Source organism: Aeromicrobium alkaliterrae, from assembly GCF_039529015.1.
Lineage (GTDB): Bacteria > Actinomycetota > Actinomycetes > Propionibacteriales > Nocardioidaceae > Aeromicrobium > Aeromicrobium alkaliterrae.
The window spans coordinates 316392-337068 of sequence record NZ_BAAAME010000002.1 but is presented as its reverse complement, the minus strand read 5'-3'; the positions used below and the strand labels follow the sequence as shown (position 1 = coordinate 337068).

General features: G+C 71.4%; 14 protein-coding genes. 4 read left to right on the top strand and 10 right to left on the bottom strand.

The window, feature by feature from the left end; genetic code table 11:
- Positions 1-12: 12 nt before the first annotated feature.
- Positions 13-1272, bottom strand: a complete 1260-nt coding sequence (gene nadA, locus ABD127_RS02670; protein WP_344197434.1) for a quinolinate synthase NadA — start codon at positions 1270-1272, stop codon at positions 13-15.
- Positions 1269-1979, bottom strand: a complete 711-nt coding sequence (locus ABD127_RS02665; RefSeq protein WP_344197432.1) for an NUDIX hydrolase — start codon at positions 1977-1979, stop codon at positions 1269-1271. Before ABD127_RS02665 ends, nadA begins: the two co-directional genes overlap by 4 nt.
- A gap of 149 nt (positions 1980-2128) precedes the next feature.
- Between ABD127_RS02665 and ABD127_RS02660 the strand changes: the two genes are divergently transcribed.
- From ABD127_RS02660 to ABD127_RS02645, 4 genes are all read left to right on the top strand, one after another.
- Positions 2129-3538, top strand: a complete 1410-nt coding sequence (locus tag ABD127_RS02660; protein WP_344197430.1) for a purple acid phosphatase family protein — start codon at positions 2129-2131, stop codon at positions 3536-3538.
- Between the two features lie 155 nt (positions 3539-3693).
- The gene (locus tag ABD127_RS02655) at positions 3694-4308 is read left to right on the top strand and encodes a TetR/AcrR family transcriptional regulator (protein ID WP_344197428.1); all 615 of its coding nucleotides are present in this window, start codon (positions 3694-3696) and stop codon (positions 4306-4308) included.
- On the top strand, positions 4305-5909 hold the full coding sequence (locus ABD127_RS02650) for an MFS transporter (protein WP_344197426.1): 1605 nt from the start codon (positions 4305-4307) through the stop codon (positions 5907-5909). The genes ABD127_RS02655 and ABD127_RS02650 overlap by 4 nt, the downstream gene beginning before the upstream one ends.
- Before the next feature lie 40 nt (positions 5910-5949).
- Positions 5950-7089: a GNAT family N-acetyltransferase gene (locus ABD127_RS02645; RefSeq protein ID WP_344197424.1), complete on the top strand. Its 1140-nt coding sequence runs from the start codon at positions 5950-5952 to the stop codon at positions 7087-7089.
- A gap of 291 nt (positions 7090-7380) precedes the next feature.
- Here the strand turns inward: ABD127_RS02645 and ABD127_RS02640 are convergent, their stop codons facing one another.
- From ABD127_RS02640 to ABD127_RS02605, 8 genes are all read right to left on the bottom strand, one after another.
- Positions 7381-10842 carry an error-prone DNA polymerase gene (locus ABD127_RS02640; RefSeq protein WP_344197422.1) on the bottom strand — a complete coding sequence of 1154 codons (3462 nt, stop codon included), beginning with the start codon at positions 10840-10842 and terminating at the stop codon, positions 7381-7383.
- 23 nt (positions 10843-10865) lie between these two features.
- Entirely contained in the window at positions 10866-12404 is a 1539-nt protein-coding gene (locus tag ABD127_RS02635) for a DNA polymerase Y family protein (protein WP_344197420.1), read from the bottom strand.
- On the bottom strand, positions 12401-13066 hold the full coding sequence (locus tag ABD127_RS02630) for a hypothetical protein (RefSeq protein ID WP_344197418.1): 666 nt from the start codon (positions 13064-13066) through the stop codon (positions 12401-12403). Before ABD127_RS02630 ends, ABD127_RS02635 begins: the two co-directional genes overlap by 4 nt.
- 79 nt (positions 13067-13145) lie before the next feature.
- Complete coding sequence (locus ABD127_RS02625; RefSeq protein ID WP_344197416.1) at positions 13146-14951, bottom strand: BCCT family transporter; 1806 nt, start codon at positions 14949-14951, stop codon at positions 13146-13148.
- A gap of 92 nt (positions 14952-15043) precedes the next feature.
- The gene (locus ABD127_RS02620; RefSeq protein ID WP_344197414.1) at positions 15044-16843 is read right to left on the bottom strand and encodes a dipeptide ABC transporter ATP-binding protein; all 1800 of its coding nucleotides are present in this window, start codon (positions 16841-16843) and stop codon (positions 15044-15046) included.
- Complete coding sequence (locus ABD127_RS02615; RefSeq protein WP_344197412.1) at positions 16840-17817, bottom strand: ABC transporter permease; 978 nt, start codon at positions 17815-17817, stop codon at positions 16840-16842. The genes ABD127_RS02620 and ABD127_RS02615 overlap by 4 nt, the downstream gene beginning before the upstream one ends.
- Positions 17810-18703, bottom strand: a complete 894-nt coding sequence (locus ABD127_RS02610; protein WP_425545792.1) for an ABC transporter permease — start codon at positions 18701-18703, stop codon at positions 17810-17812. The genes ABD127_RS02615 and ABD127_RS02610 overlap by 8 nt, the downstream gene beginning before the upstream one ends.
- Positions 18704-18889: 186 nt before the next feature.
- Positions 18890-20530: a peptide ABC transporter substrate-binding protein gene (locus tag ABD127_RS02605; RefSeq protein WP_344197408.1), complete on the bottom strand. Its 1641-nt coding sequence runs from the start codon at positions 20528-20530 to the stop codon at positions 18890-18892.
- Positions 20531-20677 lie beyond the last annotated feature (147 nt).

Sequence of the window (20677 nt, the reverse complement as noted above, 5' to 3'; positions counted from 1 at the left end):
CGAGCTCCCGCCCTACTTCGGCAGCGCGGCGAGCATGCGCTCGAGCGCGACCTTGGCGTGCGTGGCGACGTCCTCGTCGACCACGATCTCGTTGCGGACCTCGCCCTCGAGCAGGCCGTCGAGCACCCACGCGAGGTAGCCGGGGTGGATCCGGTACATCGTCGAGCAGGGGCAGATGACCGGGTCGAGGCAGAAGATCGTGCGGTCGGGGTAGTCGGCCGCGAGCCGGTTCACGAGGTTGATCTCGGTGCCGATCGCGATGACGTCGCCCGGCTCGCTCGCCGCGACGAACTTGCGGATGAAGTCGGTCGAGCCGGCCGCGTCAGCCGCGTCGACGACGGGCATCGGGCTCTCGGGGTGCACGACGACCTTGACGCCCGGGTGCTGGGCCCGCGCCTGGTCGATCTGGGCCACCGTGAAGCGCTTGTGCACCGAGCAGAACCCGGGCCACAGCAGCACGCGGGCGTCGAGCAGCTCCTGGGGCTCGACGCCGAGGCCGGGCTTGCGCGGGTTGATCATCGGCATCTGCTCGAGCGGCACGCCCATCGCCTTGCCGGTGTTGCGGCCGAGGTGCTGGTCGGGGAAGAACAGGACACGGCGGCCCTGCTCGAAGGCCCACTCCAGCACCGTCGCGGCGTTCGAGGAGGTGCACACGATGCCGCCGTGGCGCCCGCAGAACGCCTTGAGCGCTGCCGAGGAGTTCATGTAGGTGACCGGCACGACCGAGGCGCGACCGTCGGAGGTGTCCTCGTCGGCGTAGAGCTCCATGAGCTCCTCCCACGCGGCCTCGACCGAGTCCTCGTCGGCCATGTCGGCCATCGAGCAGCCGGCCGCGAGGTTCGGCAGGATCACGTGCTGCTCGGGGCGCGCCAGGATGTCGGCGGTCTCGGCCATGAAGTGCACGCCGCAGAAGACGATCGTGTCGGCGTCCGGCTTGGTCAGCGCCGCGTTCGCGAGCTGGAACGAGTCGCCCACGAAGTCGGCGTGCTGCACGACCTCGTCGCGCTGGTAGAAGTGCCCGAGGATCACCAGGCGCTCGCCGAGCGCCTCCTTCGCGGCCCGGATGCGCGCGTGCAGCTCGTCGTCCGACATGCGCTGGTACGCCACCGGCAGCTGGCCGGGACGCACGACCGGGTCCGGGATGACGTCGTCCTCCGACGCGCCGGGGCCGTAGCCGGGGCTGAGGTCGAAGGCCCACGGGCCCTCGGCGAGGTCCGCGTCGCAGCTGGCGCCGGGCGCGGTGGTGATGAGCTCGTTGACGGAGGCGGTCATCGGGTCTCCTCGAAGGTCAGGGTCGTGCGGGACGGGGTGGGGTCGTGGCGGTACAGCGCCGGGGGCCGGTGGCTGAGCCCCTCGAGACATCGGCCGGTGGCCTGGAGGCGGCCGATCATCTGACGTCGGAAGTTCGCCGGGTCGAGCTGGCGGCCGAGCACCGCCTCGTAGACCTCGCGCAGCTGCGCCAGAGTGAACTCCTCCGGCAGGAAGCCGTAGGCGATCGGCGAGTAGGTGATCTTGGCGCGCAGCCGGGTCAGGGCGTACTCGACGATGTCGTCGTGGTCGAAGGCCAGACCCGAGACCTCGTCGGCGACGAACCACTCGACGTTCGGGACCGGCAGCACCTGGGCGTCCTCCTCGGCACGGACCAGCGCCCAGTAGACGATCGAGACGACCCGGTCGGGCGAGCGGTCGACCCGGCCGAAGGCGTAGAGCTGCTCGAGGTGGTTCGGGGTGAGGCCCGTCGTGCGCTCGAGCGTGTGCTGGGCCGAGGACGCCAGGTCCTCGTGGGGCTGCAGCGGGCCGCCGGGCAGGGCCCACCGGCCCTCGAAGGGCTCGCGGATGCGGCGCACGAGCGGGAGCCAGACGGTGGGCTCCCCCGTGACGGGGTGGGGACGCAGCGCGAAGATCACGGTCGAGACCGCGAGGTCGACCCGCTGGTCGGTCGCGGACCCGTGTCCGGATCGGTCGATCTCGAGCGTCATGCCTCCCCCTCTCGTTCAGGTGCAACCGACTCTAACCCCCGGTTAGGGTCAGGTCAACACTAAGTCGGACCCGCGTGTTCACGCGCTCGTCACCGATCCGCGGGGGCGCTGTTCAGCGGTTCGCCCCACCGCCGACCTACCGTCGCCGCGTGTTCGCCCAGACGCGTGACCCGTCCCTGCTGTCGTGGCTCAGCCGGCCGCTCGCCCGCCGACTCGCGATCACGGTCGTGCTGGCCGCCGCGATCGTCGCGGTCGTCGCTGTGCGCACGGGCGCAGGTCAGGACCTCCTCCCGGCCGACGACGGCACCGCGACCGCCCAGCCCGACCGCATCATCGCGAATCCGACGGCCGAGGCAGCCACGGGCCAGACCTTCACGTGGCGCACCAACGAGGCGACGCGGGACGGCGAGGTGCAGATCGCTCCCGCCGACTCCCCCGACGACGTGCGCACGGTGCAGGCGCAGACCAGCGTGTCCGAGCGGCTGCCCCGCTCGCGGTACGTCGCGCGTCACCACAGCGCGACGGTCGAGGACCTCGAGCCCGCGACGGCCTACACGTATCGGGTCGGGCAGGGCGACCACTTCTCGGAGTGGACCGACTTCACGACGCCGCCCGCCGAGGCGTACGCCGACCCGTGGACGTTCCTGTACTTCGGCGACGCCCAGTGGGGCCTGGACGCGGGCTGGACCGACGTCGTCGACCAGGCCTTCACCGAGAACCCGGAGGCCGTCCTGGCGCTCACCGCCGGCGACCAGGTCAACGACGGCAACGACGACCACCAGTGGGAGCAGTGGTTCGCCGCGATCGCCCCGTGGGCCTCGACCCGGACCTTCCTGACCCTGCCGGGCAACCACGAGCTGTACGGCGACGAGGACATGATCCGCTACCGCAGCCAGGTCGAGTACCCCGACAACGGCCCGAAGGGCCAGGACGACCTGGCGTACCGCGTGGACGTCGGCGGGGTCCGCTTCATCACCCTCAACGGCAACATCACCGCGAGCCTGCAGGACACGACCGACAACGGCCTCGGTGCCCTGCAGGCGGAGTGGCTCGAGGAGCAGCTCGCCGACAACCCGATGACCTGGACCGTCGTCTCGATCCACCAGCCGATGTTCTCGGCGGCGAAGCTGCGCGACAACGTGGCCCAGCGCACGGCATTCATGCCGCTGCTGGAGGAGTACGGGGTCGACCTGGTGCTGCAGGGCCACGACCACGCCTACGCGCGCGGCCACCTCGCCGAGAACGACGTGCCGGGCGGGTACGCGGGGCCGACGTACGTCGTGGCGAACGCGGGCGACAAGTACTACGACCTCGACCCGGCGAACCGGAACAACTGGACGATCAACGACGCCGAGCGCGACGCCGCCGCCGACAAGATCTCGACGTACCAGTCGATCCGGGTCGAGCAGGGCCGCCTCGTCTACACGTCCCACGTCGGCAAGGTCGGCGACCCGGGCGAGGGCACCGGCCCGACGCCCACGGGCCTGCAGCCGGGCGACGTCCTGGACACCTTCACGGTCACGAAGGACGCCGAGGGACGGCCGCTCGTCACGCAGTGATGTCGGGCCGCACGCCCTGACCAGCCGGAGGCGGTGGATCCGCCACCGCCCGTGTGACGCAGGTCTCTCGGCACTGCCTCTTGTCCTGGATGGAACGGAGTCGTACTCTCCTCATGGAACGAAACCGTTTCGTACCATCGAGACAAGGAGTCACCGTGACCCCTGCTGACGATCCCCAGGCCCGCCCGCGGGTCACCGGTGACCGTGAGCTCGAGATCCTCGACGCCACGATCGACGTGCTCGCCGAGGTCGGCTACGACCGGCTGACGATGGATGCGGTCGCCAGCGCGGCCAAGGCCTCGAAGGCCACGCTGTACCGGCTGTGGTCGAGCAAGGCCACGCTGGTCCTCGAGGCCCTGCTGGTCCTCAAGGACCCGCCCGCCGGCGAGCTCGACACGGGCACGCTCCGGGGCGACCTGCTCGCGATGCACTGCGGTCACGGGCGACTGACCGACCCCCGCCTGATGGCCGTGTTCAGCAGCATCATCACCGCACTCGGCCACGACGAGGAGTTCGCGTCTGGGTTCCGGGAGAGGTTCATCGGCCCCAAGATCGCCCGCTCCCGGGAGATCTACCGCCGGGCCGCCGACCGGGGCGAGCTCCGCGACGGGGTCGACGTCGACCTCGTCTCGGGCGCCCTCGCCGGGATCATGCTCCACCGCGAGTTCCTGCTCGGCCTCCCCCCGACGGTCGAGACCATCACCGACGTCATCGACCAGATCATCCTTCCGGCCGCGCTGCGGCCCACTCTTCTTCAGGAGAACGCATGACCACCACGTCCACGGGTGACGGGCAGACCGCCCGCACCAAGAACCTGGGCATCGCCCTGGCCGTGATCTGCATGGCGCAGCTCATGGTCGTGCTCGACGCCACGATCGCGAACATCGCCCTGCCCTACATCGGCGACGACCTGGGCATCGACCAGAACAACCTGCAGTGGATCGTGACCGGCTACGCGCTGGCGTTCGGCGGACTGCTGCTGCTCGGCGGCCGCCTCGGTGACCAGTTCGGTCGCCGTCGCATCTTCATGCTCGGCCTGATCGTGTTCGTCGTGGCGTCCGCGCTCGGCGGACTCGCGCAGAACGAGGCCATGCTGCTCTCGTCGCGGGCCCTCCAGGGCCTCGGCGCTGCACTCGCCTCCCCCGCCGCGCTCGCGCTCATCACGACGACCTTCCCGGCCGGCCCCGCACGCAACCGCGCGTTCTCGATCTTCGCGGCCCTCGCGGGCATCGGCGCGGCCCTGGGCCTGGTGCTCGGCGGTTGGCTGACGGGCATCGAGTCCGACGCCCTGCAGGGGTGGCGCCTGACGTTCCTCATCAACGTCCCGATCGGCCTGGTCGCCGCGTTCCTGGCTCCCCGCTACCTCGACGAGAGCGCGCCGCGCTCGAGCGCCCTCGACGTGCCCGGCGCCCTGACCGGAACCGTCGGCATCGTCGCGCTGGTCTACGGGTTCTCGCGCGCCGGCGAGGAGGCGCACGGCTGGGGTGACACCTGGACCCTCGTCGCGCTGATCGGTGGCGCACTGCTGCTCGTCGCCTTCGTGCTGGTCGAGCGCTCCGTCAAGGCCCCGCTGATGCCGCTGAGCCTGTTCGCCGACCGTGCGCGGGCCATCGCGTTCGTGACGATGTTCATCACGCCCGCGGCGATGTTCGCGATGTTCTTCTTCATGTCGCTGGTGCTGCAGAACGTCTCGGGCTGGTCGCCGCTGCACACGGGCCTCGCGTTCCTGCCGTTCACGGTGGGCATGATCGCCGGCGCCACGACGGCGTCGAACCTCATCACGCGCGTCGACCCGCGCTACATCGTCGGCGTCGGCACCCTGATCTCCGGGTTCTCGCTCCTGATGTTCTCGCGCATCGCGGTCGACGACAGCCCGGCGAACCTGCTGGCCGTCGCGAACGGGACCTCCGGCTTCGCGAGCGACATCGACTTCTGGATCAAGATCGCCCCGTTCATCGTCACGATGGCGCTCGGCATGGGCCTGAACTTCGTCACGATGACGCTGATCGCGGTCCACGGCATCCCCACCGAGGACTCGGGCATCGGCTCCGGCGTCCTGAACACGATGCAGCAGGTCGGTGGCGCAGTCGGCCTGGCCGCCCTCTCGACGGCCGCGGTGCACTTCACCCGCGACAAGGCCGAGGAGATCGGTGCCGCGCTCCAGTCGATGGGCGGCGCCCAGCCCGACGCGGCGATGCAGGAGCGTCTGCAGACCGTCGTCGGACAGGCGGCCTTCACCGAGGGTGCGTCGCAGGCCTTCCTGATCGGCGCGTTCATGATCTTCGCCGCCTCGGCCCTGGTGTGGGCGTTCATGAACACCAAGCACACCGAGCTGCACGCCGAGGAGCTCCAGGCCGTCCACGTCGGCTGACGGTTCGATGAGGGGGCGGGCCCGGGTGCAGGATGAAGGTATGAACACCCAGGTCCGCCCCCTCGACGCGTCCGACTTCGCGGTGGCGAAGCCGTTCTGGATCGAGGCGTTCGGCGCCCACGACGACGAGGGGCCGCCCGGCCCCGGGCGGCGCACGTGGCAGGTCGAGGTCGACGGCCGGATCGCCGCCCTCGGCGTCGACCGCGAGCTCGAGACCTGGTTCGGCAGCCACCGCGTGCCCACGGCCGGGATCGCGGGCATCGCGGTGCCGGCCGAGCACCGGGGCGGCGGCCACCTGCGGCCGTTGTTCGAGGCGATGCTCGACGGCGCGCGGGAGCGTGGCGCCCTGCTGAGCGGGCTCTACCCGACGGCGAGCGGCATCTACCGCAGCCTCGGGTACGCCCCCGTCGCGACCTTCGACCACGTCGCCGTGCCGACGCACCTGCTCGCGGTCCGTGGTGACGCGGCACCGGTGCGGCGTGCGGATGCTGCCGACCTTCCGGCGATCGCCGCCGCGTACACCGCGTGGGCGCGCCAGCACCGCGGACCGCTCACCCGCGACGGCGTCTCCTTCCCGGACCCGGCGAAGGCGTACACCGACGAGACGACCGGGGTCACGCTCGCGGAGTCGAGCCCGGGCCAGGTCACGGGATACGCGACGTGGGACCGTGGCAAGGGCTACGGCGCCGGTGCCGAGCTGACGGTCCGCGAGCTCGTCGCGCTGGACCGGGAGTCGTACGTCGGACTGCTGCGCACGCTCGGCTCGTTCGCGTCGGTCACGCCCGAGACGGTCATCAGCACGAGCACGGCGAGCGAGTGGTCAGGGCTGCTGCGGGCCGACCAGACGTCGGTCAGGACGAGGCGCACCTACATGGTCAAGGTGCTCGACGTCGCGGCGTTCGCGCACCTGTCCCCCGCCGCCGGTCTGAGCGCGGAGCTGCCCTTCACCTGGAACGGGACGTCGTACGTCGCGACGGTCGCCGGTGGGCAGGTCGCCGTCGAACCGACGGCCTCGGCCGCCCGCACGCTCGACGACGCCGCCGTGTCCATGGCCCTCTTCGGCGCCGCCGACTCCGCGACGCTGCGCCGCCTGGGCCACCTCACCGGTCCCGCCGACGACGACGCCGCCTGGGACGCCCTCACCGCCGGCCCGAGCCCCGCCATCGCCAACTACTACTGAGGCGTGGCGCGCGGCCCGCAGCCCGTCGGTTGAGGTGCGAGTGCCGCCTGCGGCGCGAGCCTCGAAACCACCCCAGCCTGACGGCATCCTTGGGTGACGGACAAGCAGCAAGGACCACGCGAGGCTCCACCGGATCCGGCCACCCCGCGCTGCACGATGTGGTCACTCCGGCCACGTTTTCGGCCCAGAACCGTGTCTCAACTGACCACATCTCGCTGCCCACCCAGATGTGTCGAGTTTTGCCCCATTGTGGTGAGAGAAAAGGGGCCTAAGTCGCCACATCTCGACGGCTCACTGGAAGTCGCGGCTCTTGTGGCGGGCGCCGAGCGGGCCGGCGCCGGCGCGGGCGGCGGCGGGGTAGCGGGTCTCGATGCGGTCGACGACCTCGGCGACGAGGTTGACGACCCGGTCGTCGGTGACCTCCACGACACCACGGATCACGACACCGGCGGCGGAGCGGAAGATCCGCTTGTGCCGCTCCCACACGGCACCGAACACGACGACGTTGAGCATGCCGGTCTCGTCCTCGAGGTTGAGGAACGTGACACCGCCCGCGGTGCCCGGCCGCTGGCGGTGCGTGACGAGGCCGCCGACCCAGACCCGGTCGCCCGACTCGACTCCTCCGTCCGGCCCCTGCTGCCCCTCCGCCACGGCCGCGAGCACGTCGCCGACCGAGCGGACCCGCTCGGCGCGCAGGGCCTCGCGCAGGTGCTCCAAGGGGTGGCGCTCCGGCGTGATGCGTGTCGACCACTGGTCGGCGAGGGTCTCCTCGACCGCCGACAGGTCGGGCAGCACGGGCGGCGCCGACCAGGCACCGGTGCCGGGCAGCATGTCGGGCGCGTCCACGAAGCCCGCGTTCCAGAGCGCCTGGCGACGGCTCAGGCCGAAGCCGTCGAAGGCCCCTGCCGTGGCGAGCGCCTCCATCTGCGTCGTCGTGAGTCCCGTGCGGCGGGCGACGTCGGCCATGTCGGCGAAGGGCCGCTCCGCCCGCGCCGCGACGACCCGCTGCGCGACCTCGAGGCCGATGCCGCGCACGCTGTCGAGGCCGAGCCGCACCGCGAAGCTGCCGTCGCGGCGGTGGACCGGCGTGGGGTCGGCGCAGCCCGGGTCGAACGGGCCGGGCCTCGGCTGCTCGCGGTGCGCGCACGCCTCGAGACCCGTCACGGTGGTGACCCCGTCCGTCAGCGGCTCCAGGTCGGCCTGCGCCTGCGACCGCGCGATGTCGGGACGGCGGGTCTCGACCCCGTGCCGCCGGGCGTCCGCGACCAGCGAGGCCGGTGAGTAGAACCCCATCGGCTGGTTGCGCAGCAGCGCCGCGAGGAACACCGCCGGGTGGTGCAGCTTGAGCCAGCTGCTGGCGTAGACGAGCAGCGCGAAGCTCAGGGCGTGGCTCTCGGCGAAGCCGAAGTTGGCGAACGACTTGATCATGACGTAGATCGACTCGGCCTCCTCCCCCACGAGCCCCTTCTCGGCCATGCCCCGGAAGAGCTGCGCCTCGAGGGCCTCGATGCGCTCCAGGCCCCGCTTGGAGCCCATCGCGCGCCGCAGCAGGTCGGCCTCGTCGCCCGTGCAGTCGCCGAGGACCATCGCCATCTGCATGAGCTGCTCCTGGAACAGCGGCACGCCGAGGGTGCGTCGCAGCACGGGCTCGACGGCCGGGTGCGGGTAGGTGACGCTCTCGTGCCCCGTCGCCCGGCGGATGTACGGGTGCACCGCGCCGCCCTGGATGGGTCCGGGGCGGATCAGCGCGATCTCGATCGCGAGGTCGTAGAACCGGCGGGGTCGCAGCCGCGGCAGCGTGCCGATCTGGGCGCGGCTCTCGACCTGGAAGACCCCGACGCTGTCGGCCCGGCACAGCATGTCGTAGACGGCCGGCTCGTCCTTGGGGATCGTGTCGAGCGACCACGCCTCCCCCAGGTGCTGCTCGGCGAGGCGGAAGCAGTGGTCGAGCGCGCCGAGCATGCCGAGCCCCAGCAGGTCGAACTTGACCAGCCCCATCCACTCGCAGGCGTCCTTGTCCCACTGCAGCACGGTGCGGTCGGCCATGCGGGCCCGTTCGATGGGGCACACCTCGCCGATGGGGCGCTCGGTCAGGATCATGCCGCCGGAGTGGATGCCGAGGTGGCGTGGCCGGCCGAGCAGCTGCTGCGCGAGCTCACGCACGGGGCCCGGGATCACGGCGTCGTCGTCGATCTCGCGCCAGCGCTCGACCTCCGACGAGAAGGCGTCCTGCTGGCCCGCCGAGTAGCCGAGCGCCTTGGCGGCGTCGCGCACCGCCGAGCGCGGGCGGTACGTGATGACGTTGGCGACCTGGGCCGCGTTGCGCCGGCCGTAGGTGTCGTAGACCCACTGGATGATCTCCTCGCGCCGGTCGGAGTCGAAGTCGACGTCGATGTCGGGCTCCTCCTCGCGGGTCGCGGCGAGGAACCGCTCGAACGGCAGGTCGTAGAAGATCGAGTCGACCGCGGTGATGCCGAGCGCGTAGCAGAGCGCCGAGTTGGCCGAGGATCCTCGGCCCTGGCACAGGATGCCGCGCCGCTTCGCCTCGGCGACGATGCCGTGGACGATCAGGAAGTACCCCTCGAACCCCTTCTCGGCAATCACGGCGAGCTCGCGGTCGATGCGGGCCCGCGCGATGTCGGGGTTGTGCGCGTAGCGCGTGCGGATGCCCGCCTCGGCCAGGTCGCGCAGGTGCTGACGGTCGGTGACCCCCACGGGGCTCACGACGGGCAGCCGGGGGGTGACCCCACGCAGGTCGAAGGCGAGCTCGCCGGCCAGCCGCACCGACGTGGCGACCGCACCCGGGTACCGCTCGAACCGGGCCTGCATCTCCTCACCCGAGCGCAGGTGCGCCCCGCCGGCCGGCGGCAGCCAGCCGTCGATCTCGGCCAGGCTGCGGCGCGCCCGGATGGCCGCCATCGCGGCGGCGAGGCGTCCGCCCTCGGGAGTCGCGTGGTGCGCCGCCTGGGTGGCCACGACCGCGAGCCGCTGGCGCTCGGCGAGGCGCGCCAGGGCGTCGTTGCGCGCGGAGTCGTCGGGACGGGCGTGGTCGGTCAGCTCGACCACGACGTTCTCGCGTCCGAAGCGCTCGACCAGCTCGGCGAGCGCACGCTCGGCCGCCGACGGGCCGCCGGCCGCGAGCGCCTGCTGCACCGTGCCCTTGCGGCACCCCGTCAGCACGACCCAGTGGTCGCGGCCCCGCTCGGTGAGGTCGTCGAGGTCGTAGGCGGGCCGCCCCTTGTCGTCGCCGCCCAGGTGCGCCTCGGTCAGGGCGCCGGCGAGCCGGTGATAGCCCTCGGCGCCCCGCGCCAGCACCAGCAGGTGGGTGCCCTCGGGGTCGGCGACCCCGTTCTGCGGACGCTGCAGGTCGAGCGACAGCTCGGCCCCGTAGACCGTGCTGAGCCCGTGCAGCCGGGCCGCCTCGGCGAACGCCGGCGCACCCGCGAAGCCGTCGTGGTCGGTCAGCGCCAGCGCCTCCAGGCCCAGCCGGACCGCCTCCTCCACGAGGGCGTCGGGGTCGCTCGCCCCGTCGAGGAAGCTGAAGCTGCTGTGGCTGTGCAGCTCGGCGTAGGGCACCGTCGTGGCGGGCCGCGCGACCGTGCGGTCGGTCGGCCGACGCCGCGGCCGCGAGATCGGTGCATCCCGGTGGATGTCGGCCGCCTGGGCGTCCTGGCCGGAGTCGTAGGTGGCCGTGCGTCCGCTGAGCCGGCGCTCCAGCTCGCCCCACGGCACGTCCGGGTTGTTCCAGCCCATGTCAGGAGACCCGCCCTGCCCGCTCAGTCATAGCGGGCCTCGGTGAACCAGGTGTCGCCGTCGAGGACCAGGAGCCACGCCCGCCCGTCGACCCCGACGACCTGGAAGCGCGCGATGCGGCGGGCGCTGGCCTCGTCCCACCAGCGCTCGTCGACCGGCCAGGGACCCGCCCACGCCGCGACCTGCTGCCACGGCTCGGCCGTCGAGACCCGGAAGCGGGTCGGCACCGCCGAGACGGCGCCGCGCGGCGTGACGAGGACGCGCTGCCCCTCGGCCCCCGCGACCGACGCGGGACGCGGGGAGGCGAAGACCGTGGCCGGTGCCGGCGCCGGGATCTGCCCGGGCCAGGGACGCTCGGCCGGCCGGGCCACCGGCACGCGCTCGCCCCAGGGCATCGCGTGGACCCGGTCGCCCGGACCCCGACCCCCCTGGGAGCGCAGCGCCTGCACCGCCTCGGGGCCCATCAGCGCCTGCACCCGCGCAGCCCCCCGCTCGACCTGGGCGTCCGGACCCGAGCCGTACAGCGTCTCGGCGTGCTCGCCGACCGCCGAGGTCTCCTCCGGCACGAAGCGCACCGCCCCGATGCCCTGGCGGTACTCATCTCGCCGCCCAGGGCCCGGCACCCCTGCCGAGGCGCCCGCCGCCAGCTGCCAGCGCAGGCGGTCGAGCAGCGCCGGGGCGTCGAACCAGGCCGGGTGGCGCCACGTGCGCGACTGCACCGTGACGTCGCCGGAGTCGACCTCGATGCGCACCGCCGTGGCGACCAGGCCGTGGTGCGCGAGCTGCTCGACGCACTGCTCGGCCGTGGTGCGCAGGCTGAAGACCGCGGCCTCGGAGGTCTCGAGCGGCGGCTCGAACGCACTGCCCGCGACGAGCTCGGGCGGCGGCTGGCGGCGGGCGACCGGACGCGGGTCCTCCCCGCGCGCCAGCCGGTGCAGCAGGGACCCGGTGTCGCCGAAGCGGGTGCGCACGTCGCCCGGCGAGAGGCGGGCGAACGCCCCCAGCGTGCGCACGCCGAGGCGACGCAGGAGATCGGCCAGCGCCGCGTCCTCGACGACGTCGACGCCCAGCTCGCCCACGAAGTCGGCCGAACCGCCCGGCGGCACGATCCAGACGTCCTGCGTGAGGGCACGCCGTGCCGCGTGCTCGGCGGCGAACGCGCCGTCGGCCACGCCGCAACGGACGTCCCACACCCCCAGCTCGACGACCCGCTCGGCCAGGACGGCGGCCGTCTCGCGCTCACCGCCGTAGTAGCGCGGCGGGACGCGCAGCGCGCACAGCCCCGGACGGATCGGCGCGACCCCGGGCGTGAGCTCCTCGAGCGCCTCGAGGACCTCGTCGAAGCGCTGGGCCTCGACCTGCGGGGCTCGCTCGACGAGCCGCAGCTCGGGACACCGCGCCTGGGCGTCGCGGCGCCGCATCCCGCGGCGCACGCCCTCGAGGCGTGCCGCCGGTGAGCACGCCAGCACCTCACCGCCCGCGAGCACCGCGGCCGGCACCGTGGACGGCAGGCCCGCTGCCACGACAGGCCAGTCGGGGCACCACACGACGAGGGTCCTCACGAGGCACCGCGCAGGAGCTGCAGGTCAGGCTGCTCGTGCCGGGCGGCCGCCACGGGCTGCTCGACGGGACCGAGCTGGCCGAGGTCGCCGGGCAGCCAGACCTCGCGGCTGCGCGACACCGTGACGTCGGTGCGCGCCTCGATCACGGCACGCCGAGAACGCAGGTGGCCGTGCCCGTGCCCGACCCCCGACCAGTGCGAGGAGACCAGCGAGAGCCGCCCGTCGCAGCGCGGCCACTCCCCCCACACCACCAGGACGCACTGACGCGTCCGCAGCCGGGCGGCCAGGCGCGCCGCGTCGCGCTGCGGCACGCGCGCCGGTGGGCGCACCACGACCAGCGCGAGGGCGTCGACGAGCGCTGCCACGACCTCCCACCAGAGCTCGGCGGGATCGGGCACCGCGACGAGGCGGTCGGTGTCGATGCCGGCCTCACGGGCCGCCTCGAGCCCGAGGTCGGGGCAGCCGACGACGCCGCACCACGCCCCGGCGGCCGAGGGCCCCGAGACGAGCGTGAGCGCGAGGCTCGCGGCGTCGACGCCGTAGACCCCGCCCGCCCGAGGCGTCAGCAGCCCCGCGAGCGCGGGATGGACCGGGATCGCGGCGGTGTCGACCGGCCGCCCCTCGAGGCGGGCCACACGTCGTCTGAGCTCGTCGAGATCCACTCATCCATGATCGAACACGTGTTCGATCAGGTCAAGTCCGCTCGGCGCTCGGGCGTGGGCCCGCCTCGGGCAGGGAGGATCAGCGCGAGGCGGATCCGTCGTCGCCGTCGTCCGGCGACTCCGTGACCAGCGCGAAGTCCTCGCCGTACTCCTCCACACCGCTCACGACCGCGTCCTCGACGAGCTCGGTCGCGATCTGTCCGCGCACGATCATCGGATCGGAGCGCAGGTCGAGGTACAGCGAGAGGGTCAGGCCGATCATGACGACCACGAACGGGAGCCCGCCCACGATCGTGATGGCTTGCAACCCGCTCAACGCCTCGTCACCGCCGACCGCGAGCATGATCGCCGCGACGGCGCCCATCAGCGCGCCCCAGAAGATCACGGTCTTCCGGCTCGGCTCGAGGGTGCCCCGCTCGGACAGCGTGCCCATGACCATCGAGGCCGCATCGGCACCCGACACGAAGAAGATCGCGACGAGCAGCATCACGAGCACGACCGAGATCGACGCCATGGGGTACAGGTCGAGCAGGCGGAACAGGGCGTTCTCGGTGTTGACCGAGCCGTCGGACTCGGCGACGTTGCCCCCCTTGGCCTGCTCGGCGATCGCGGACCCGCCGAAGATGCAGAACCAGACCAGGCTCACGATGCTCGGCACGAGCAGGACGCCCGTGACGAACTGGCGGATCGTGCGCCCCCGGCTGATGCGGGCGATGAACATGCCGACGAACGGCGTCCACGAGACCCACCAGGCCCAGTAGAAGATCGTCCAGCCCGAGAGCCAGGCGGTCATCTCGTCGCCACCGGTGGCGGCGGTGCGCGAGGCCATCTCGGTCATGTCCGCGGCGTAGGAGCCGATCGCGGCCGGCACCAGGTTGAGCACCGTCAGGGTCGGACCCACGACGAACACGAAGACCGCGAGCACGAGCGCCAGCACCATGTTGGTGTTGGCGAGCCACTGGATGCCCTTGGCGACACCGGAGACCGCCGAGGCGATGAAGGCGATCGTCAGGACGACGATGATCAGGACCAGCGCGGTCGTGCCGACCGAGTCGACCCAGCCGTTGAACTCCAGGCCGCCGCCGATCTGCAGGGCGCCCAGGCCCAGCGAGGCGGCCGACCCGAACAGCGTCGCGAAGATCGCCAGGCAGTCGATGGCCTTGCCGGCCGGACCGTCGGCGTGACGGCCCATCAGCGGTCGGAAGGCCGCCGAGACGAGCTGCGAGCGCCCCTTGCGGAACGTGCCGTAGGCGATCGCGATGCCGACGACGGCGTAGATGGCCCAGGGGTGCAGGGCCCAGTGGAACATCGTCGTGGCCATCGCGGTCTGGATCGCCTCGGTGGTCTCGCCCTCGGAGGTGCCGGGCGGGGGCGACATGTAGTGCCCCAGGGGCTCGGCGACGGCGAAGAACATGAGTCCGATGCCCATGCCGGCGCTGAACATCATCGCGATCCAGGAGACCGTGCGGAACTCGGGTCGCTCGTTGTCGGCGCCCAGCGGGATGCGGCCGTACTTGCTCGCCGCGAGCCACAGGACGTAGATCACGAAGAAGCTCGCGGTCAGGACGAACAACCAGCCGGTCGTGTCGATGACCCAGGACTGGGCGTTGCTCGAGACGGACGCGAGGCTGTCGGTGCCCAGGGCGCCCCAGACCACGAAACCGATCGCGATCGCTCCGGTGACACCGAAGACGACCTTGTCGATCGGGTTGCGGCCGGTGTTCTCGGCGGTCGGCACGTCGTCGACGGTGCGGAACCGCAGGGCGCGCTTGGCCTGCTCGGCGATCGACGTGGATGCCGCGCGCTTGCTCTTCTTCCTCTGCTCGGGGGCCTGGTCGGAGCCGTGCTCCGTACCGGGCGGGGTGGACTCGGTCGTGTCAGTCATGAAGGACTTCCGGTTGCGTGCAAAGACCAATCGACCTTACGGAACCCTGAGAGATCCGCAAGTCCGCTGGTCAGCGGGCCGCGACGGGCCGATCAGTCCTCGAGCGTGACGTCCGGCAGGTCGTCGCCGGCCTCGACGACGCCCAGCGGGATGGACCCGCCCGGGATCGCGTCGAGGAGCGCACGCGTGTAGTCCTGCTCGGGCGAGCTGAAGACCTGCTCGACCGGCGCGGCCTCGACGACCTGACCGTTCTGCATCACGAGCACGTCGTCGGCGATCTGACGGACGACCGCGAGGTCGTGGGTGATGAACAGGTAGCTGAGGCCGAGCTCGGCCTGCAGGTCGTTCAGCAGCGTCAGGATCTGCGCCTGGACCAGCACGTCGAGCGCCGAGACCGCCTCGTCGCAGATCACGACCTCGGGATCGAGCGCCAGGGCACGGGCGATCGCGACGCGCTGTCGCTGGCCGCCCGACAGCTCGTGCGGGAACCGGCTCATGACGCTCGCGGGCAGCGAGACCTTGTCGAGCAGGTCGCGCACCTTCGCCTCGCGCTCCTTGGCCGTGCCGATGCCGTGGGTGCGCAACGGCTCCTCGATGGACCGGTAGATCGAGAACAGCGGGTCGAGCGAGGCGTACGGGTTCTGGAAGATCGGCTGCATCCGGCGCCGCAGCCGCAGCCGCTCGCTCTTGCCGCGGATGTCCTCGACGTCGACGCCGTCGAACTTCACGGTGCCCGACGTGGGCTCGAGCAGCCCGAGGACCATGCGCGCCACGGTGGACTTGCCGGACCCGGACTCGCCCACGATCGCGGTCGTGGTGCCGCGGCGCAGCGAGAAGCTGACGTCGTCGACCGCCAGGAAGTCGACCTTGTTGAACGGGCCCTTGCCCGGCAGCTTGAAGACCTTCGTGAGGTTCTCGACCGTGATGACGTCGTCGAGCCCCTTCCCGATCGCGGCGGCGTCGGCGGCGACCTCGCTCGCGACCTCCTCGGCCGCCTGGACCGCCTGCTCACGGACCTCCGCGCGGTGCTGGAGCGAGGAGAGGCGCTGCGACGCCAGCGACGGGGCGGAGGCCACGAGGCGCTGCGTGTACGGGTGGTGCGGGTCCTGCAGGATCTCGAGCGCGGGACCCGACTCCACGATCTGACCCTTGTACATCACCACGAGGTGGTCGGCCCGCTCCGCGGCGAGTCCCAGGTCGTGCGTGATCAGCAGGACCGCGACCCCGAGGTCGTCGGTCAGGGTGTCGAGGTGGTCGAGGATCTGCTTCTGCACCGTCACGTCGAGCGCGCTGGTGGGCTCGTCGGCGATCAGGAGCTTCGGCCGTGCCGCCAGGCCCATCGCGATGAGGGCGCGCTGGCGCATGCCCCCGGAGAACTCGTGCGGGTACTGCTTGGCGCGCCGCTGCGCGTCGGGCAGGCCGGCCTCCTCGAGCAGCTCGACGACCCGGCGGTCGGCGGCCTTGCCGGAGGCGATGCCGTTGGCGGTCAGCGACTCCTTGATCTGGGCGCCGACGGTCCACAGCGGGTTGAGGTTCGACATCGGGTCCTGGGGCACCAGGCCGATCGAGGCACCGCGGAGCGCGACCATCTCGCGGGTCCGCGCCTGCGCGATGTCGGCGCCCTCGAACAGGATCTGTCCGCCGGTCACCCGGCCCGTGCCGGGCAGGAGTCCGATGATGGCGTGCGCCGTCGTGGACTTGCCCGAGCCGGACTCCCCCACGATCGCGACGGTCTGGCCGGGATAGACCGTGAGGTCGACCCCGGAGACGGCGGGCGTGAGCTCCTTGCGGCCGGTCTGGAACGCGACGTCGAGCCCGCGGACCTCCAGCAGCGGCGCCTCGGCACCGCTCGCGCTCGAGCGCGACGGCGCCGTGGTCGGGGTGGCGGTCATCGGCGGCTCGCCTTCGGGTCGAGGGCCTCGCGCACGGCCTCGCCGAGCAGGATGAAGCCGAGAACGGTCAGGGCCAGCGCGGTCGCCGGGACCCACATGACGGACAGGTGCTGGCCGGAGCGCACCTCGTTCTGCGCGTCCGAGAGGTCGTTGCCCCAGGACACGACCCCACTGGGCAGGCCGAGCCCGAGGAACGACAGGGTCGCCTCGGCCACGATGAAGACACCGAGCGAGATCGTGGCGGTCACGATGACCGGAGCGAGGGCGTTGGGCACGACGTGGCGCACGAGGTTGCGCATGCGGGTCGCGCCGATCGCGCTGGCCGCGTCGATGAACTCCAGCGACTTGATCTCGAGCACGGCTCCGCGCATCTGTCTGGTGATCTGTGGCCACGCGAACAAGGACAGCGCCAGGACCACCACCAGGATCGAGCCCCAGAACCCGCGCTTGGGCCAGGCGTTGTTGATCACCGAGATCACGACGATGCAGGCGAGCAGCAGCGGGATGGCCAGGAAGATGTCGGCCAGGCGCGAGATCAGCGAGTCGACCCAGCCGCCGAAGAAGCCGGCCACGGCGCCCGAGACGATGCCCAGCACCACGACGACCAGGGTCGTCAGGACGCCGACGGCGACCGAGGCCCGCGCGCCGTACACGGTGCGCGCCCACACGTCCGCCCCCTGGCGGGTGAAGCCGAAGGGGTGACCGTCGCTGGGCGGCTCGAAGCTGCGGCTGAGCTCGGCGTAGTTGGGATCGGCGCTCGTGAACAGGCCCGGGAAGGCGATGACGATCGCGAGACCCAGGATGATGACGGCCGAGATCCAGAACAGCACCGAGCGGCGGAGGCGCTTCCACGCCTCCTTCCACTGGCTCTCCGGCACGACGTCGGAGGCGACCGCGTCGACGGCCTGCAGCGGCGTCTCCTCGAGCGATGCGACGAACCGGGCCTGTCCCGGTCGGGTGACGGACTCAGGCATAACGGATCCTCGGGTCGAGAAGGGCGTACAGCAGGTCGACGACGAGGCTCATCAGCGCGTACACGAGCACCATGACCGTCACGACCGAGACGACCGTGGTGTTCTCGCCGCGGCTGATCGCGTCGAACGCCAGGTTGCCGATGCCCGGCACGTTGAAGATGCCCTCGGTGACGACGGCGCCCGCCATGAGCGTGCCGAGGTTGACGCCCAGGTAGGTCACGACCGGCACGAGCGAGTTGCGCAGGACGTGGTTGCGCACCACGAGGCGGTTGGGCAGACCCTTGGCCCGCGCCGTGCGGACGTGGTCGGCCAGCAGGTTCTCGGCGACCGAGGTGCGCGTCAGCCGCAGCGTGTAGGCGAGGTCGACGATGGCCAGGACGATCGCCGGCAGCAGCAGGCTGCCGATCGTCCAGTCACCGCCCACGGTCACGTCGGCCCAGCCCAGCTTCACCCCGAACACGAGCTGGAAGACGAAGCCGACGACGAAGATCGGGATGGCGAGCATCACGAGCGTCACGAGGAGCATCGAGGAGTCGAACCAGCCGTTGCGGCGCAGACCCGCGACGACGCCGAGGCCGATGCCGAGCACGGCCTCGATCGCCAGGGCCATGACCGCGAGGGTCGCGGTGACCGGGAACGCGCGGGCGATCTCGGCCGCGACCGGCTCACCGCTGAAGTTGATGCCGAAGTTGAAGGTCAGGGCGTCCTTGAGGAACAGGAGCCACTGCACGAGGAAGGGCTTGTCGAGGTTGTACTCGGCCTCGATGGCGGCCTTGACGTCCGGACCGATCGGCTTGTCGCCGACCAGGTTCAGGACGGGATCGCCCGGTCGCAGGAAGACCAGGGCGTAGATGATGAAGGTCGCTCCGAGGATCACGGGGATCATCAGGAGCAGCCGCCGGGCGATGTACCACGCCACCGGGGCCTCCTCTGGACGGTTCGAGGGCCGGTCGGCGTGCGTGCCGAGGGCCGGATCTGCAGGGCGCGCGAGAACGCGCCCTCACCATGATGGACCTGCTCGGCACACGGGGCAGCCCGAGAGAAGGGGCTGCCCCGTGTGCCGGGTGACCGGTTACTTCGTCAGCGCGTAGTAGTCCGGCTTCTGCTGCCAGGTGAACACGAACCCGCCGATGTCGGGGGTCGTGACGGCCGTGGCGTTCTGGTACCACAGCGGGATCGCTGGCAGGTCCGTCAGCAGGACCGTCTGGGCCTGGCTGATGAGGCTGTAGCGCGCCTCGCCCTGCGCGGCCGCGGCCTCGGCGACGAGCGTGTCGAACTCGGGGTTCGTGTAGTCGCCGTCGTTCGAGCCGGCACCCGTGCCGTAGATCGGGCCCAGGTAGTTCAGCATCGACGGGTAGTCGGCCTGCCAACCGGTGCGGAACGCGGTCTCGATCGTGCGATCGGTGACCTTCTCGCGCAGCTCGTCGAACGTCGGGTAGTTCTGGGCCGACGACTCGATGCCGAGCGTGTTCTTGACCTGGTTGGTCAGGGCGTCGGCGAACTCCTTGTTGCCGGCACCGTCGTTGTTGTACGCGAGGACGAAGTCGCCCTCCCACGGGCTGATCGCGTTGGCCTGCTCCCACAGCGCCTTGGCCTGCTCGGGGTTGTACTGCAGCACCTCGTTGCCGGGCACGGTCTCGGTCCAGCCGTCGAGCACGGGCGACGTGAAGTCCGTGGCCGGCGTGCGGGCGCCGTAGAAGATCTTCTCGGTGATCTCCTCACGGTTGATCGACATCGAGATGGCCTGACGGCGCAGCTGGCCCTCCTGGCCCTCGAAGTGCGCGAGGCGACCCGGGATCGTCAGCGACGAGAAGCTCGAGCCCGGCTCGTTGTAGGCCGTGACGGAGCTGTCGTCCTCGAACGTGCTCAGCGCGCTCGGCGGGACCTGGTCGAGGATGTCGAGGTTGCCGGCCTGGACGTCGCTGTAGGCGGAGTCGACCGAGTTGTAGAACTTGAAGACCAGACCGTCGTTGGCCGGCTTGCGCACACCCTGGTAGTCAGGGTTGACCTTCATCGCGATCTGCTTCTTCTTCTGCCAACCGGCGTCGGTCAGCATGTACGGGCCGTTGCCGATGGGCGCGTCGCCGTACTCCTTGGTGATCTTGCCGTCGTCGCCGTAGGCGCTCTCGGGCACCGGGAAGTAGGCCGAGTAGCCGAGACGCAGGTTGAAGTCCGACTCGGGCTTCTTCAGCGTGATCGTGAAGGTCGAGTCGTCCACCACGGACAGGCCCGAGACGGTGTCGGCGCCCTCCTCGGTGTTGCCGACGTCGTCGGTGCCCGCGATCGGGTAGAAGAAGTAGTTGTTGAGCTGCTTGTTGTCCGGGTCGGCGCCGTAGTTCCAGGCGTCGACGAACGAGTTCGCGGTGACGGCCTCGCCGTCGGTGAACGTCCAGCCGTCCTTGACGACGACGGTCCAGACGGTGCTGTCGGCGTTGGGCGTGATGGACTCGGCGACCTCGTTGACGACCGAGCCGTCGGCGTTGTACGCCACGAGACCGGCGTAGAGGTTCTGGATCGGGTCGCCGCCTCCGACCTCGTTGGTCGCGGTCGGGATCAGCGGGTTCTGCGGGTTGGTCCCGTAGACCGTGATGAAGCTGTCGGTGACCTCGTCGTCACTGGCGCTTCCGCCGCCGCCTCCGCCGCACGCGGACAGCACCAACGCAGCTGCGGCCGTGGCCACTCCCGCGAGGCGAACTCGTCGTGTGAGTCGCATCCATTCCTCCTGGTGAAGGGCGGCCCGTGCGGTGGCACAGGCCTGCCGATGAATCACCCATGACTATCACCAACGGATGGGTGCGGAGTAGTCCCAACGGGCTACTTCATCAAATCGACACCGAACCCCGCGTTGACGGCGCCTGAC

Excerpts from the sequence above, each read along its gene's own strand:
- nadA (WP_344197434.1), bottom strand. The coding sequence starts at position 1,272 with ATGACCGCCTCCGTCAACGAGCTCATCACCACCGCGCCCGGCGCCAGC.
- ABD127_RS02665 (WP_344197432.1), bottom strand. The coding sequence starts at position 1,979 with ATGACGCTCGAGATCGACCGATCCGGACACGGGTCCGCGACCGACCAG.
- ABD127_RS02650 (WP_344197426.1), top strand. The coding sequence starts at position 4,305 with ATGACCACCACGTCCACGGGTGACGGGCAGACCGCCCGCACCAAGAAC.
- ABD127_RS02645 (WP_344197424.1), top strand. The coding sequence starts at position 5,950 with ATGAACACCCAGGTCCGCCCCCTCGACGCGTCCGACTTCGCGGTGGCG.
- ABD127_RS02640 (WP_344197422.1), bottom strand. The coding sequence starts at position 10,842 with ATGGGCTGGAACAACCCGGACGTGCCGTGGGGCGAGCTGGAGCGCCGG.
- ABD127_RS02625 (WP_344197416.1), bottom strand. The coding sequence starts at position 14,951 with ATGACTGACACGACCGAGTCCACCCCGCCCGGTACGGAGCACGGCTCC.
- ABD127_RS02620 (WP_344197414.1), bottom strand. The coding sequence starts at position 16,843 with ATGACCGCCACCCCGACCACGGCGCCGTCGCGCTCGAGCGCGAGCGGT.
- ABD127_RS02615 (WP_344197412.1), bottom strand. The coding sequence starts at position 17,817 with ATGCCTGAGTCCGTCACCCGACCGGGACAGGCCCGGTTCGTCGCATCG.
- ABD127_RS02610 (WP_425545792.1), bottom strand. The coding sequence starts at position 18,703 with ATGATCCCCGTGATCCTCGGAGCGACCTTCATCATCTACGCCCTGGTC.
- ABD127_RS02605 (WP_344197408.1), bottom strand. The coding sequence starts at position 20,530 with ATGCGACTCACACGACGAGTTCGCCTCGCGGGAGTGGCCACGGCCGCA.